The sequence below is a fragment of the Psychrobacter sp. UBA6291 genome (assembly GCF_002439405.1).
GTDB lineage: Bacteria > Pseudomonadota > Gammaproteobacteria > Pseudomonadales > Moraxellaceae > Psychrobacter > Psychrobacter faecalis.
Map to the genome: position 1 here is coordinate 1 of NZ_DJUD01000039.1, position 16,142 is coordinate 16,142.

The following is a 16,142-nucleotide window of genomic DNA, read 5'->3' on the forward strand; positions in this document are numbered from 1 at the left end:
GAGCGCTTATCCCGAACTGGGGGTTACTTACTGTATAAGTTAAACAAAATCTATAAAAGCTTCTCCAATGAAGTTGTGTCTACTTTAAATTAAAGGTGAACAACTACCAGATTGTGAGGTGTAGAGGAGCGCTTACTCCCGCTTTTTTTACTACGCTAATTGAGGGTATATTGTTGATTAGTATTGAAAGAATATTATAGTATTTGATTAGGAAATAAAAAACCTCGCTAATTATAGCGAGGTTTTTCCATCATACAATAATGGATAAAAAATACTTATTTATTAAGGTTCATTTCCATCTCTTTATACTTCGCAGATACTGACGGTCTTGGACCACCAGTCATGATACTGACAGCAAAGATAGCGATGGTACTCAAGATAAAGCCTGGAACGATAGCGTATAACCAACTGTTTAGTGCCACTCCATTCATCTCAAAAGGACCATAGACCCACAGGATAACGGTCAATGCACCAACCACCATACCGGCGACCGCGCCATTGCGGTTCATGCCGCGCCATGTCAGACTGAAAATAACCAAAGGTCCAAATGCCGCACCAAACCCTGCCCAAGCATTAGAAACTAAGTTCAATACCGAGCTTTCTGGATTAGACGCCAGCAAAATAGCGACAACGGCCACCACAATAACTGAGATACGTCCGACCAATACTTGACGCGCTTCTGGAGCGTCTCTATCAAAGAAAAGCTTATATACGTCTTTGGTCAATGAGCTTGATACCACGAGTAGTTGTGATGATATGGTACTCATAATTGCGGCTAAAATGGCCGCTAATAAGAAACCTGAAACAAGTGGGTGGAACAAAAATTGCGTGAATACCAAAAAGATGGTTTCAGGGTCATCTAGCGTCATCGCCGTTTTTTGCACATAGGCGCGGCCCGCGATACCCGTAACACAAGCACCGATCAGGCTGATAATCATCCAGCTCATACCGATATTACGTGCTGTTGGCACATCTTTCACTGAACGAATCGCCATAAAACGTACGATAATATGCGGCTGACCAAAATAACCAAGGCCCCAAGCGAGTAAGGAGATAATACCTAAAGCTGTCATGCCACTTGTGATATCGAGCATGCTTGGATCGATGGCTCTGATAGCATTGGTCGTTGCGCTTACACCACCAAGGTCAGTCAAAGCAACGATAGGGACAATTACCATGGCAAAGAGCATGATAATACCTTGCACAAAGTCGGTCATTGATACTGCTAGGAAACCTCCAAATAGCGTATAAGCGACGACGACGCCAGCGGTCACCCACAGACCTGTACTGTAAGAGAGGTTGAGCGAGCTTTCAAAGAGCTTACCGCCACCGACCAAGCTTGCGGCGGTATAGACGGTAAAGAATAAGATAATTACCACGGCTGAGATAACCCGCAGTAAATGCGATTTGTCCTCAAAGCGGTTGGCAAAATAATCGGGTAGAGTGATGGCGTTGTCAGCGACTTCGGTATAAACGCGAAGACGCGGTGCCACGATGATATAGTTTAAAAAAGCACCCAAGGTCAAACCAATGGCAATCCAAGCGCTGACCACGCCGTCAGCGTACATCGCACCGGGCAACCCAAGGAGCAACCAACCCGACATATCCGATGCACCTGCTGATAAGGCGGTGACTGCAGGACCTAGGCTACGACCACCGAGCATATAGCCTTCAGTATCATTGGCTTGCTTAAAATAAGCATACACGCCAATCCCAATCATCACTAAGAAATAGGCGCCAAGTGATATCAGCACGCCACTAGAAACTCCGTTCATATAAACTGTCCTTAACCAACATAGTTGGCTGTCATTATTTTTAACGAGAAAAATTGAGTCTTACAAGACGCTGCTTAAAAACTCTATCTCAACGTATTTCAAGATAAAAAATCTAAAGACGAAAAAAGCCATTAAGTAGGACATAATGGCTTTTATTCAAAATCTGCTGTTAGTTTTATATGATTGGTGTGGTTATGGGTTGATACCTACAAAGTCGTGATGAAATGCAAACGGCAAACTTGTAACGCAATCTTATCTTCTCACTTGCATCAAATCATCCTTTATAAATATCAGCCGCTTATATAACCAATCATTTAAAACCATCAAACCTACTGCTTACTATCATATATTACTAGAAGTCTTCAATATATGATTATCAGTGAGTTTCAGGTAAAATTATGTTATTTAAACAACGTCAGATGTATTATAACGTATGAGTCACACAAATGCGAATGCGCCTATTTATCAAATAAATATCTTGATTAGCGAATAATATATAATCGCTTGCCAAAGCTTTAGTCAATTGGCGCAAGCAAATCTAGTAAAGCCGTTACGCTACTAGATTGGGTGAGTTTTGGATTAATGACCACGCCCAAATAACGCTGTAATTCGATATTATCGGCCATATCGATACGTTCCAAATCCTGACTGACCATAGTTTGCGGCAATACTGACCAACCAAGTCCGACAGAAACCAGCATGCGGATTGATTCTAAAGGATTAGTGCTCATAGTGGCATAAGGTTTTAAATTATGCTTGGCAAATTCCGCTAAGGTGATTTGGCTAGTAAAGGTATTGGCAGACGGTAAGATAGCAGGGTAGCGCGCCAATTGCTCGAGCGTCACATTGGACTTGGTCGCCAAAGGTGATAACGTGCCGGTCATAAAGTAAAGAGGATCTGACCACAAGGTATGATAGGTTAAGCGTTTATCATAGACGGGTGGCAAGGTTAAAAATGCGAGTGACAAATCGCCATCGAGCACGGCTTTATGAGCCGTTTCTGAATCGACAAAATGCACTTCTAACTGCACGGCAGGATAGGCTTGGATAAAATGCTTGAGCACAGGGGCTAGATGGTGCAAGCCAATATGGTGGCTGGTGCCGATAACGAGTTTGCCCGAGACAATATGCTGCGAATGCTGGAGATTGATTTTAAAGTTTTCATAATCTTCAAGCCAGCGTTTGGCATGAGGCAACATCTCACTGGCCGCTTGCGTCGGGACAATACCGCGTCCGACGGTATCAAATAGGGTGATGTTAAATTCGTCTTCTAAGTTTTTAATACGTTTACTGACCGCAGGCTGAGTGATAAACAGCTTTTCTGCGGCACCTGAAATGCTGCCTGTTTGCATAACCGTGACGAATGTCGTCAAATTTGTGGTATTCACACCGATGTCCTTAGCTAGTAGCGAGCTATAATTAAAAGTTGGCTGGCCTAATCAAAATGAATTAGAAATAAAAGTTTGTGACTATGTAAAAATCATCAATTATTATTATAGGATTAGCCTGCTATAATCACAAGACATCAAGACGTATTGTGACATATTTATTCTGTTAAGCGCATTTTTGACGGCGTATTACTTGTTTTACCAGGCGTTTAGCATCATAAATAGTCATTATTATAAAATATTTGCCTTTATAAAATATCTGGTTAATTAAATATTAGATGTAAACAGCAACTTAAAGTGCGCCAGCAAATAGATTAAGTCATACTTTCATTAATAAAGTAATAAGCCATTTAGTCATTAGTAAATAAAAGGATAGCAACATGGCCGGTCAAACGTTATATGACAAACTTTGGAATGCTCACGAAGTCACCAAGCGTGACGATGGTTCGAGCCTAATTTATATCGACCGCCATTTGCTGCACGAAGTGACAAGTCCGCAAGCCTTTGAAGGTTTAGAGCTTGCCAATCGGGAGCCGTGGCGTCTGTCGGCTAATATCGCAAGCCCGGACCACAACGTGCCAACAGTGACCAAAGAGCGCTTAGAGGGTGTGTCTGGTATTAAAGACAAAGTATCGCGTCTGCAAGTGCTGACCTTGGATGAAAACTGTAGCAAGTTTGATATTGCTGAATTTACCATTAATGATGCGCGTCAAGGTATCTTGCACGTAGTCGGTCCTGAACAAGGCTTGGTCTTGCCTGGTATGACGGTGGTTTGCGGTGATTCGCATACCGCTACCCATGGCGCTCTTGGCTGCTTAGCGCATGGTATCGGAACCTCAGAAGTTGAGCATGTACTAGCCACTCAGTGTTTGATTCAAAAGAAATCAAAAAACATGCAAATCCGAGTCACTGGTAAGCTTGGCGCTGGCGTGACCTCAAAAGATGTGGTACTTGCTATCATTGCCAAAATTGGCACCGCAGGCGGGACAGGGTACGCCATTGAGTTTGCAGGGCAAGTATTTGAAGACATGAGCATGGAAGGTCGTATGACCGTCTGTAATATGGCGATTGAAGCGGGTGCACGCGTCGGCATGGTTGCTGTCGATGATACGACGATTGAGTATGTCAAAGGTCGTCCTTATGCGCCAACCGAGGAGCAGTGGGAGCAAGCCGAAGCTTATTGGCGCACTCTGTATTCAGATGATGATGCGGTATTTGATAGCGTGATTGAGATTGATGGTAGCGAGATAGCGCCGCAAGTATCTTGGGGTACCTCACCTGAGATGGTCGTAGATATTACCCAGTCGGTGCCAACGCCTGACCAAGCAGTTGATGAAGCACAAGAAGAAGGCTGGTTACGCGCTTATACTTATATGGGTTTAGACGCTGGGCAAAAAATTACTGATATCCAGCTTGATCGTATTTTTATTGGTTCATGTACTAACTCACGTATCGAGGATTTACGTGATGCCGCAGCAGTGATTAAAGGCCGGAAAGTTGCCGATAATATTAAAGAAGCGATCGTGGTAGCAGGTTCTGGGCAAGTGAAATTGCAGGCAGAAGCAGAAGGTTTGGATGCTTTGTTCACGGATGCAGGTTTTGAATGGCGCGAGCCGGGCTGTTCTATGTGCCTTGCCATGAATGCCGATAAGCTAGAGCCAGGGGAGCATTGCGCCTCAACCTCCAACCGTAACTTTGAAGGTCGTCAGGGCAATGGTGGTCGTACGCATTTGGTCAGCCCAGCAATGGCAGCAGCAGCAGCATTGGCCGGTCACTTTGTCGATGTGCGTACGTTTTAACTTTGCATTTCTATAGAGCATAAAAATGAAAATGCTGTTTGTTTTATTTTGCTTATTGGGTAGCTCTCAGCTAGCGATGGCTCGTGATTACTGTAATGGAAGATTTGCTTATTGTGTCGATGTGCCAAATCAATTGACATGGTTGCCTGAGGCAGATAATGGTGATGGTCGTCATTTTAAGTTACCCAATTCTAATGCCACTATTTTGGTCTTTGGGAGTAATACACCAATTGTCTTCTTTTATACAGATAGTGATTATCTAAAAGAGAAGCAGCATAGATATAAAACAGGCACGACAGTTACTTACGAGCTGTTAAAAGATAAAACCTATACAGTAAGCGGCTATAGAAAAGACGGTCAAGTTTTTTATCATGTTATTAAAGTTAAGGATGGTCAGGAAGCAGTATTACATCTGAACTATCCTGAGAGCGAAAAAACTAAAATGACAAGTATTGTTAAACAAATGGCACGCTCTTTTAAGATTCATTAGACCGTCAAAAAAATTTACGTTAGTAATCGATATTTTAAGGAAATCTTATGCAAGCTTATAACACTCAAACGGGTATCGTTTGCCCATTAGATCGCGCAAACGTCGATACCGACCAAATTATCGCCAAACAGTTTTTAAAATCCATTAAGCGTACCGGTTTTGGCGTCAATCTATTTGACGACTGGCGTTATCTTGATGAAGGCTATCCGGGTCAAGACAGTAGCACTCGCGTGATTAATCCAGATTTCGTTCTAAATCAGCCGCGTTATCAAGGCGCTACCATATTGCTGGCACGCAGAAACTTTGGCTGTGGCTCAAGCCGTGAGCATGCGCCTTGGGCACTTTCAGAATATGGCTTTCGTACGATTATTGCGCCAAGTTTTGCCGATATTTTTTATAATAACTGCTTTAAAAACGGCATGCTCCCAATCGTTTTAGATGAAGCCATCGTCGATACTTTGATGAAAGCGACGCTCGCCAATGAAGGCTATGAATTAACTGCCGATCTTGAGCGCCAAGTGGTCATCACCCCAAGCGGAGAAGAGTACGCTTTTGAGGTCGATGAGTTTCGTAAGCATTGTTTGCTCAATGGTCTTGACGATATCGGGCTGACTTTGCAGCAAAGCGATGCCATCAAAGAATATGAGCATAAAATGATGCAAAAAACGCCTTGGATATTCAATGAGGTCAGAGCTTAGTCTTTGATAAAAACGCTTCATATGAACATTTTAATCGACATAAAAAAGAGCTCAGCGCTAATACAGCGTTGAGTTATGGGCATTAAGTGGCTAAAATGAATGGCAATCTATTTTTTACCTTATTGTATTTTCTTCCTTATAAATAGTAGACGCCATTATGAATAAAACACGTTTTGCTGTATGGACAGGCACGGCTCTTGCCGCAAGCTTATTATTATCTGGCTGTCAATTGTTGACGGGTTATCAGCAGATAGACTCGGCAGAGAATGCCAAAGCGTGGACAGGCAAAATAAAACCCGTCGCTGGTGAAGTAAATATCGCCTGCGTGGGAACGTATCATTGTGAAATAGCGCGCATTGATCAGACACGCATTATAAGCAGTGAGACTCATGAGCCGATCAATCCCACTATGCTAGTCAAGACAGAAGAGGCAAATGGCAAAAGTCGTGCCGGCAGTAAGCAGGTCTCCGCGCCCATTGCGATGGATATGACGCCGCTGAGCCATAAAAACGCCATTAAAATTGTCCCCTTATCCGCGTCTGCTATGCCTGGGCTTACCAATTATTATGCGCGAGTCACACCTGCGAAGCGCGAAGTACAGATTAATTTTTATCCAGAAAATAATTTGGGCTACGTTGAGCGTTTTGCGATGATTCACGACTTTATGGAAGAAGGTACGTATCAGCTGCGTGCTTACCAAAAAAAATCTGACGCAAATTCAGGTAGCTTGTTAGAAACGGCTTCTCCAGAGCCATTGTGTGTCGATCTTTATCAAGGCAACAGCGTAAAGCGCCGTTTTTGTAAAGAGATGGGGGCTGAGCACCAAGGAGAGTTTGTAGAAACGCGTGTGGTTAAGGTTGCGCCTGCTCAAACGCCATCAGCAGCGAAAAATAAAGTGAAAACCAAAGCAGGCTAGATAAAATTGAATAGAAAACGGTACTAACTATCGACGATAGACTCTGACTTCTTGCGCAGCTCATTGCCCAAGAAGTCGTTTTTTAACAGGCTATGTAAGCCTGCTAGCAATACCATAAGCTAGCAATACCATAAACAACAACTTATTTCCCCATTTACCCACAAGGATTAGTATGGCAACGATTTTAACATTAGCAGGCGATGGCATCGGCCCTGAAATCATGACTCAAGCCATTGATGTGCTAAATGCTGTCAATGATAAGTTCGCTTTAGGTTTGACCCTAGAATCTGGATTAATTGGCGGTGTGGCGGTTGATGCAACGGGTGAACCGTTACCAGAAGAAACGCTCCAACGTGCGCGCGCAGCAGATGCTGTGTTACTAGGTGCTGTGGGTGGTCCTAAGTGGGATGGTATCGAACGTAGAAAACGTCCTGAACGTGGTCTGCTGAAAATTCGTAGCGAGCTTGGTTTGTTTGCCAATCTGCGTGTGGCTAAACTCTATCCGCAGCTTGCTAATGCTTCAAGCATCAAGCCTGAAATTATCTCAGGTTTGGACTTGTTAATCGTTCGTGAATTGACTGGCGGTATTTATTTTGGCGAGCCGCGCGGTATTCGTACCCTAGAAAATGGCGAGCAGCAAGGCTATAACACCATGGTTTATAGCACCAGTGAAATTCAGCGTATCGGTAAAGTTGCTTTTGAGTTGGCAAAAACCCGCGCACAAGCAGCCGGTACGCCCGCCAAGGTTTGCTCAATCGATAAAGCCAATGTCTTAGAAGTCACCGAGCTGTGGAAGCAGACGATGATTGAGATGCAGCAAGCGGATTATGATGACGTAGCGTTATCGCATATGTATGCGGACAATGCTTGTATGCAGCTGATTAAAGATCCTAAACAGTTTGATGTCATGGTCACGGGCAACATGTTTGGTGATATTTTATCTGATGAAGCGGCGATGCTGACTGGTTCTATCGGTATGCTGCCATCGGCGAGTCTTGATGAGGCGGGTAAAGGTATGTATGAGCCTTGCCACGGTTCAGCGCCTGATATCGCCGGTCAAGATAAAGCCAATCCATTGGCGACCATTTTATCGGTGGCGATGATGCTGCGTTATACCTTTAAACAAGAAACCGCGGCACAAGCAATTGAGCAAGCGGTCAGTGAAGTGCTTGACGATGGCTTACGTACCATTGATATTCTCGATCGTAGTGAGACGGGGCTTAAACAAGTAGGCTGTAAAGAGATGGGGCAGGCGGTTTTGGCAAAATTGGCCTAATGAATACCGCTTTAATAGAAGCTGATATTTCTACATCCTACTCGTTTTAAAGCTTAAGAATGATATACCCATAATTTGCTAAGCAAGTTATGGGTTTTTTTATGCCTATACGGCGCATTTATGGAAGGTAACACACTTACTCAAATAGTCGCAAAAAAAGCCTTTTTTTAACACAGCTACCGCAGGATATAGGTTTAATTAACACAAAGCTGTTATATCCTCACACGCCGATCTGTCACTATAAATAGCTCATTAGCCTATTAAAGTAGAGATTGTTTATCTGCATTATTTTTGTCTGACATCATAATAATCTAGAAACCATTAAGGTCTAAATAAAATATTTATAAACAAAGGGTCTTGATAGGCAATTTTTCATTAAATTCTAATAAGAACAATACCAATAAAAATTCTAGGAGTTTTACATGTATCAAGTAACAAAAATTACTAGCGCATTAGCAGCACTGGGTTTATCGGCGGCTTTAGTGATGAGTCCAAGCTTTGCTGCCACTGACCATACTAAAACTGACAATATTAAAGATGTTAGCCCAGTAACCAACGGCGTCAGTCAAAAATTTACCGGTAATAGTAAAGCAGCGACGTCATTAAATAAGTACTTACCAACGATTAAATATACAACTGAAAATCTGCCAGTGCAGGCGCAAAAGGTAAATAGTGCTACTTGGAAACAAGGAATGAAGAGAGATCGTGATACTACTACCAAGCTGCAAGCTCTATTAAACTGGAACCAAAATGGCGTAGGCTCTGTCGATGGCTATTGGGGTAAGAACACCATCAAAGCCATGCAAGCGTTTCAAAAAGCCAATGGCTTGACGGTAACTGATAATTTAAATAACGAGACTTGGCAAGCATTGACTAAAAATGAAAAACTAACGACACAGCCAGTATTGGTTCGTTATCAGCTGAGCGAAGATGACGTTAATATCAAAACCACCACCATTCCCGCTGGCGCAGAAGCCAAAGCCAAGCTCGATGGCATGTATTATGAAAGCGTGACGGAAGGCTTAGCAGAAAAGTTCCATATGAGCGAAAAATATCTTAAAGCGCTCAATCCTAATGCTAAATTCAGCGCCGGCGAAACCATTACTGTTTATAACCCGGGCAATCCTAATACCAAGCCTGTGAGCCGTGTCGTTGCTGATAAAGCAACCGAAACGTTGTATGCTTATGACGATAAAAATAATTTAATTGCCAGTTATCCGACCACGGTAGGCAGTACTGCAACGCCCTCACCAACAGGTACGCATACAGTAGAAGTAAAAGTGCATGAGCCTAACTATACCTATACGGGTGACGATGGTAGTAAGTCTATCATTCCGCCAGGCCCTAACAATCCCGTTGGTGTGGTATGGATTGGCCTTAGCAAACCATCGTATGGCATTCATGGATCACCCGATCCTGAACGTATCAGTCGTCAGGCATCAGCAGGTTGTGTTCGCCTCACTAACTGGGATGCACTGAGCCTATTAGGTGTTATCAAGAACGATGCCACTGTCGAGTTCAAATAACTCAACGTTTAATTATTTCATAAAACGCAGACAAAAAAATACCGCTGAAATTTAGCGGTATTTTTTATGGTAAAAGCAAAAAACTGATATTAGAACACTAAAATTCGCTAGGTAATAATGAGTAGGTTAGCAATATCATTATTATTATCAGTTAAACCACTCAAACATTGATATCAATGCAGTTATAACCACTTTAGGTAATAAAAATTTAGTTTTTACCACGGTAAGTAATGCGACCTTTTGATAGGTCGTAAGGCGTCATCTCAACCTTAACTTTATCGCCAGTTAAAATGCGAATATAGTGTTTACGCATCTTACCTGAAATGTGCGCAATGATTTCGTGTCCGTTTTCTAGGCGAACTTTAAATAACGTATTTGGAAGGGTGTCGATGACTTCGCCTTCAAATTCAATAATATCGTCTTTTGCCATAATTTTTTATCTATCAATCAATTAAAAATAAGACCATATTATACGCAAGTTAGCGGATTAAAGCAATACAGAACCTGATTTTTACTTGACAGCTTGTAAGTGATATGTATGTCTGTTTGTATTAACGATGCCCGCTTAATATTTAATCAGGCAGGTTAAGCCAAACAGGCGTCAAAGGCGCGTGTGGCAATAACTGTTGAAAGCGCTCAGGATAGTAGGCATTTATAAAATACAGGCCATCACCAGAAGCGGTCGGCGGAGCAATGGTACGGTCTTTTTTAGCTAAAATATCTAAAAAGGCGGCTGGCGGCAACTCATGTCGGCCGATAGCGTAGAGTGTGCCCATCAGATTGCGCACCATATGATGTAAAAACCCATCCGCTTGGATATCAAAAACGATAAACTGCCCATGCGCAAATAGTCTGGCGTGACTCACATGGCGAATAGGCTGATTAGATTGACAAGCGGCCGCACGATAGCTACTAAAATCATGAGTACCGGCAATATCAGCCGCTGCTAATTGCATGGCGGCCAAATCTAGCGGCTCATAAATGTGGGTCACTTGATGATTTAAGATAGCAGGGCGCTGGGCTTGATTGAGGGTGATATAGCGATAACGGCGGGCAATAGCACCAAAGCGCGCATGAAAGTCACCGGGCATCGGTTGTATCCAGCGCAGAGCAATATCATCGGGTAATAAGCTATTGATGCCGCGTAGCCAGTTATGGGTAGGGCGATAAGCATGAGTGACAAAATGCGCAATCATGTTGCTGGCATGGACGCTTGAATCCGTACGCCCCGCTGCTACCACTTCTACTGGCTCATTGGCGACCTTACTGATAGCGGTTTCTAACGCTTCTTGGACGCCAAGCACTTCTCGTTGTCGTTGCCAACCATGATAATTTGTACCTAAAAACTCGATGGCAATGGCTAAGGTGTAAGTTGCTTGGTTTTCAGTTGCGGTTTGAGTTTTAATGTTGTCATTTTTGATGTTTTCGATCTCAGGTATTGTCATGTTAAAGCTTATAGAGTGATAAACAGTGAATAGTTATTTAGCGTTTCTTGATAGTAATACCGGCCTGATTGACATTATTTAACCAACGCTGACGCCGTCTTGCTGGGGTATCATAACGCAGCAATAGCCATAGCAAGCGCGCATAAATTGCGGGAATGGTTAAGCGGCCGCCGGCAATCACGTGATAATCGTATTGCCAACTGCCCGCCGCATAAGTGTCACTAACGCCGCCAAACGGGCATTGACTGGCACATATCAGCATGTGACCTTTTTCATAAGCCAGTTGCAATGTTTCTGCTAAAGCTGGCGAGTAAGGTACATTACCAGAGCCAAAACCTAATAAAATAATGCCACAAGGCGGCTGTGATAATAAGGCACGCAACTGATTGTTTAAAACGTCCGTATCATTTGGCAAACAATATAAAGCGTGAACGCGTGCTTGCTCCGCCCGAGCTTCGATAGTGCTGACCAGTGCTTGCTGATCATCTAGCCAATGCTGGCGGCGGGTATCTGGTAAGTTTTTGATATAACTATTGGCCGGATATGCCGCTCGTGAGTGACCGGTAAACGCCATAAAGTCATGGCTATGAATTTTTTGCACGGTTTGTGCAGGCCATGATTCGCCGCCAAAGCTAATCTTCACGCCTGACTCACCAGCTGCCGCCAGTTTTAATGCGTCAGTGAGGTTGTCCCAAGCGTCGCTATGGGTATCAATCGTATAAGCATCTAGTACCTCACTATCGAGTAAGGGGCGCATGCTACCCGTAACAACAACGCAAATATCGCTGCCAGCAAAAGCCTCAGCCAAAAAAGCCCCTAAATAACTCAAGGTGTCTGTACCAGTAATTAAAACAAAGCGTTTATGGCCTTGTGCATAAGCCGATAATAATAGCCGATAAAAATGAATAAAATCGTGAGGGGTAAGTTGGCTGCTGTCTTTAATAAGATCGTTATTTAACCAAGATACGGGCGTTAGGTGCGTAGCTGCATTGTGTTCAGCCAATAATTGTTGCAGCGTTGGCAAAAAAACGTCTGCTGATAATGGCGCTAATGGACGTCCATAACTGCCAAAAGTGCCGCCAGCGTAAATGAGTTGAATAGGGGTAGAAAGTGTTTTTATCATAGCGGAAGAGGGCATAGTAGGGGTACAATCAAGGAGTGGTGGAAAAGGTGATGATACGAGTAATTTAGCACGTTAAATAGTAGAAAAGCTAACTGCAAAAAAAATCAGCAAGTATTCTTATGCTAATAGAATACTTGCTGATGAAAGAAAACGCTACTTTTTATGCAGTGCGATCTAGTAGTGCTTGCGCTTGGCTCTGCTGCTCGCTATTACCTTGGTTAATGACCTCAGTAAGTAAACGTTTGGCACTATCATATTCACCCAATTGTACGTATTGACTGGCTAAGTCTAAGGTGACTTGATTGCTGTCTAACGTTTTAACAAAATCAAAGTCCGCCGCAAAACGTGATGAAAATTCCTCTGTGGCTTCAACTTCAGTCTCAATAGTAACGTTATCTAGCGTATCAGTGGTATTGATATCACTACTGACATCATAATCGTTTTCAACTTCAACCGGTGTCGTCGCTGTTGGGGCAATGGATAAAGAGTCAAAGTCAAAATCATCATCGATTAAAGTATTGTCATCGAACCTGTCAGTAGTTGGCGCGTTACTAGAAGCTACTGTTTCGTTCGTTTGATTGTCTGTCGTATCCACATCTGCGAAACTAAGCTCATCGATGCTATTGCTTTCCAAAACATGGTTATTCTCTGATGGATGGTCTTCAAGAACAAAGTTGTCAAATTCAAGATCATTCAAGCTATCATCAATAACAGCAGAAGTTTCATCTGATAATGCTTCTGTTTCAACAGGTGTGTCGTTATTATCATCTATACTATCGAGAGATAAAGTAAGATCATCTTCTAATGAGCTGACGTCTGTCATAGACTCATCATTAAGACTCATATTAGTTTCGCTCGTATCTAGCTCTAAGTCTGCTAAATCTAAGACAAAATCTTCATCATCTAATGTTATTTCATCATCAGCGTTGTTTAAATTATCTTTAGACAAAGACGCATTGGTTTCTGACGCAGTATTATCCTGTTCTGCTAAGTCGAAGTCAAAATCCAGCTCACTATCGCTCTTGTTGTCATTTGCGCTGCTGACCGTCGACATTGATAAGCTTTCTGCATCGGCAATATCTAGATCAATGACAGGTGCGGCACTAGTAGCAGCTGGCTCATCAATATCTTGTTCTAAGTCGTCTAAACTGAGGACGAAATCTTGCTGGCTATCATTGAAATCATTAGAAGTTTCTAACGTGCTATCTGAGCTAGCGGCTAAATCATTTTTATATTCGTTATGAGTGACCGCTTGTTCATTAAGACTAGGATCAATAGTTGGCTCGTTATTCTCAATTTTGTTCGCTGGCAAATCAAAATCGATACTTTCAAAGCCAGTATCTAGATTGTTATCAGCAGGCAAGGCACGTTCAGCCGCTTGGTTTTGTTCTTCCGTCAGCAATGCTTTTAAGTCATCAGCCTGAGCGATGCTTTTGGCATCACCATGCGTTTTAATGGAATCATAGACTTTATTAAAGTTATCAGACTCGTCTATTGTTGCGTATACTGCTAGAAGCTTTAGAGTTAGCTGGCTATCATTTGGTTTTTCAGCGAGACCACGATTGAGAGTTTCAATGGCTTTATCATAGCGCTGTTGCTCCATAAAACGCTGTGCTATCTCAATATGATCAAATCGCTTATCACTATTGACATTAGCTTGAGTATTAGTACCTTTAACGGCAGTATGTTTCGGTAAAGTTGCAGCTTTATCTGCTTTGAAGCTTGGCTGCTCAGTTGGTTTTTGCGCTTTGTTTTTGCGCATAACTAATACCGCTATTAGTACAATAAATACCAATCCGGCGATAATATATAGCATGTAGTCCATAGTTACTCCTGCGCTCATGATCACTATTTCAGTATAGTATGTTAATCAGTTAGGCGACTATTGATTGCGTAATTTTTCGAGACGAGCTTGTAGCTCCGCCAGTTTTTGGTTTTGTAATTGCAGTTTTTTAGTATAACTGCCAAGTGTAGCGTTGGTCTTTGATAAACGTTGTGCTTGGTCTGCGGTACTTTGTCTTGATGACTTAAGAATATCTAATACGTCTGTACTAAGGCCATTGCCCGTTGCCATACCTGCCTTAGCCTTAGTGCCATCGGCGCTACCGTCGTGACCAGGAGCGAGCACAGAAAACTGGGCGGTTGGTAGCTTCTGCGTTTTCTTTATAGCGGGCGTCTCATTGCGTTTTGCTGCTTGAGCTTTCTCAGTTTGTGCTTTGGATGCAGCTTTCGAAATAGTATCCTTTTTGATGACAGGCGTATTTGCTTTTCTACTATGCTTTCTTTGTTCGCTGATGGCTGTCTGTATCTTTTTTTGCGACGGCACGACATCGTATTTAGGTAGGCTTAACTCCGCATCGGCCTTGAGCTGATTGGCATTTTTATTAATAAAAGCTTTCGGGTTTTGCGCTTGAATCTCACTCATCACGGTTTGAACGTCAAGATTGTTTTTTTCTGCGATTTGCTGGGCAATAACCCATAAGTTATCGTTGCGTTGTACCGTATAGGTAATCTTGGAGTTATTATCATTATTCGCTGCGGTATTTACTAAGCCTAAAGAGACCGTTTTTATAGAAGGCTCAGTTGTCAGGATATTAGGTTTTGATGCGATTTGGTTTGTGGAAGCATTACTGTAAGAAACGTCCCTAGACGGTGCTTTATTTAAAAGAGCAGTCGTAGTCATTATATTATCAGTATTGTTTTTATCGGTTGCTACATTGCTATAAGGCGTGGCTGTAGTAGGTGCAGTGACCATGACGGCATTATTACTAATATCGTTGTTTTTATTATTCTTAAGCTGTATTTGACGAGTAATTTTTACATTTAGAATATCAAATATTTGCTCATTCATTGGCGCAGTTTTATGGTTGTCTAAAGCAACAGTTGGGTTTGGCGTGGTGTTTGTCTGCATAGCTACATTTTTGTTTGTAAGCGCTTTATTTATATCGGCATGATTATTCAAACGATTGACAGGAGAAGTCGTTGCGTTATTTTGCGTCATCGTTCTGACTGGCGATAAACTGGTTGCTGTAAGCGCCTGAGTATTACTAACTTGAGATGCCGAGGCTTGGCTGCTCGGTAGTTGAATGCTAGGGACAGAGGTTTCTATAGCTCTTGGCTTTGAAGCCAGCAATTGAGTGGGTGGAGTCTTAGAGACGGGTAATAATGGAGGCGGATTGCCTTTTCTCACTGTTAATGGTTGCGCGTTAGTAGGAGAAACAGTCGGTAGATTAAGTTTGCTTGCTGCTGTCACACTATTTTTTGAAGGATTGATGGACAAGCTGCCATCGAGCGGCATAAGCAATGTTTTAGGGATAACGCTACGCTGCGCACCATCATTAATGGTTAGCACTATATCGGCAAAAGGTTTAGAGACAGGTTTTGTGGTCGTAATAAAGACCTGCCCACTGGTAGCTGAAGTAGGCTGAAAACGAACCGTCATTGAATCTGTTGGAGTCAAACCCATTTGCTGATAAAGGGTAGGGTCAGCTAAACTCGCGGAGAAATCAGGGGTTTGAATGTCATTAACAACAATACTGGCTGATAAAGGTTCATGCTGAGCTGAGGTAATGACAGTCTTACCCATGGTAGCCGCTTGGGCGTTAGATATAAGGGCGGCATAACTGATTGAATAAAGCAGCGCCATTGATACTGAGCGATGTATCGTAGTCAGGCGATGAGGTAAATGACAAGACATATGCAGCCC

General features: G+C 42.7%; 13 protein-coding genes. 6 read left to right on the forward strand and 7 right to left on the reverse strand.

The window, feature by feature from the left end; translation table 11 throughout:
• Positions 1-275 precede the first annotated feature (275 nt).
• Positions 276-1,775: a sodium/proline symporter PutP gene (gene putP, locus B3R91_RS06295; protein ID WP_191692492.1), complete on the reverse strand. Its 1,500-nt coding sequence runs from the start codon at positions 1,773-1,775 to the stop codon at positions 276-278.
• 515 nt (positions 1,776-2,290) lie between these two features.
• Positions 2,291-3,163: a LysR family transcriptional regulator gene (locus B3R91_RS06300; RefSeq protein ID WP_144296455.1), complete on the reverse strand. Its 873-nt coding sequence runs from the start codon at positions 3,161-3,163 to the stop codon at positions 2,291-2,293.
• Positions 3,164-3,543: 380 nt separating this feature from the next.
• On the opposite strand from B3R91_RS06300, the gene leuC reads away from it, so the two are divergent.
• The 6 genes from leuC to B3R91_RS06330 all read left to right on the forward strand — a co-directional run bounded on the left by leuC (position 3,544) and on the right by B3R91_RS06330 (position 9,868).
• Positions 3,544-4,962 carry a 3-isopropylmalate dehydratase large subunit gene (gene leuC, locus B3R91_RS06305; protein ID WP_286796885.1) on the forward strand — a complete coding sequence of 473 codons (1,419 nt, stop codon included), beginning with the start codon at positions 3,544-3,546 and terminating at the stop codon, positions 4,960-4,962.
• Between the two features lie 25 nt (positions 4,963-4,987).
• The gene (locus tag B3R91_RS06310) at positions 4,988-5,452 is read left to right on the forward strand and encodes a hypothetical protein (RefSeq protein ID WP_144296453.1); all 465 of its coding nucleotides are present in this window, start codon (positions 4,988-4,990) and stop codon (positions 5,450-5,452) included.
• A gap of 47 nt (positions 5,453-5,499) precedes the next feature.
• Entirely contained in the window at positions 5,500-6,150 is a 651-nt protein-coding gene (gene leuD / locus B3R91_RS06315) for a 3-isopropylmalate dehydratase small subunit (RefSeq protein ID WP_286796886.1), read from the forward strand.
• 157 nt (positions 6,151-6,307) lie between these two features.
• On the forward strand, positions 6,308-7,066 hold the full coding sequence (locus B3R91_RS06320; protein ID WP_286796887.1) for a hypothetical protein: 759 nt from the start codon (positions 6,308-6,310) through the stop codon (positions 7,064-7,066).
• Positions 7,067-7,238: 172 nt separating this feature from the next.
• Positions 7,239-8,342 (forward strand): 3-isopropylmalate dehydrogenase, encoded by a 1,104-nt coding sequence (gene leuB, locus B3R91_RS06325; RefSeq protein WP_286796888.1) that lies wholly within the window; start codon positions 7,239-7,241, stop codon positions 8,340-8,342.
• A 422-nt stretch (positions 8,343-8,764) separates the two neighbouring features.
• On the forward strand, positions 8,765-9,868 hold the full coding sequence (locus B3R91_RS06330; RefSeq protein WP_286796889.1) for a L,D-transpeptidase family protein: 1,104 nt from the start codon (positions 8,765-8,767) through the stop codon (positions 9,866-9,868).
• Positions 9,869-10,076: 208 nt separating this feature from the next.
• Here the strand turns inward: B3R91_RS06330 and infA are convergent, their stop codons facing one another.
• The 5 genes from infA to B3R91_RS06355 all read right to left on the reverse strand — a co-directional run bounded on the left by infA (position 10,077) and on the right by B3R91_RS06355 (position 16,133).
• The gene (gene infA, locus B3R91_RS06335) at positions 10,077-10,298 is read right to left on the reverse strand and encodes a translation initiation factor IF-1 (protein WP_021814850.1); all 222 of its coding nucleotides are present in this window, start codon (positions 10,296-10,298) and stop codon (positions 10,077-10,079) included.
• A gap of 142 nt (positions 10,299-10,440) precedes the next feature.
• Positions 10,441-11,313, reverse strand: a complete 873-nt coding sequence (truA, locus tag B3R91_RS06340; protein WP_286796890.1) for a tRNA pseudouridine(38-40) synthase TruA — start codon at positions 11,311-11,313, stop codon at positions 10,441-10,443.
• 37 nt (positions 11,314-11,350) lie between these two features.
• Positions 11,351-12,436, reverse strand: coding sequence for an asparaginase (locus B3R91_RS06345; RefSeq protein ID WP_414707524.1), 1,086 nt, complete (start codon positions 12,434-12,436; stop codon positions 11,351-11,353).
• Positions 12,437-12,596: 160 nt separating this feature from the next.
• Entirely contained in the window at positions 12,597-14,261 is a 1,665-nt protein-coding gene (locus B3R91_RS06350; protein WP_286796892.1) for a FimV/HubP family polar landmark protein, read from the reverse strand.
• Between the two features lie 57 nt (positions 14,262-14,318).
• Positions 14,319-16,133, reverse strand: coding sequence for a type IV pilus assembly protein FimV (locus tag B3R91_RS06355; protein ID WP_286796893.1), 1,815 nt, complete (start codon positions 16,131-16,133; stop codon positions 14,319-14,321).
• Positions 16,134-16,142 lie beyond the last annotated feature (9 nt).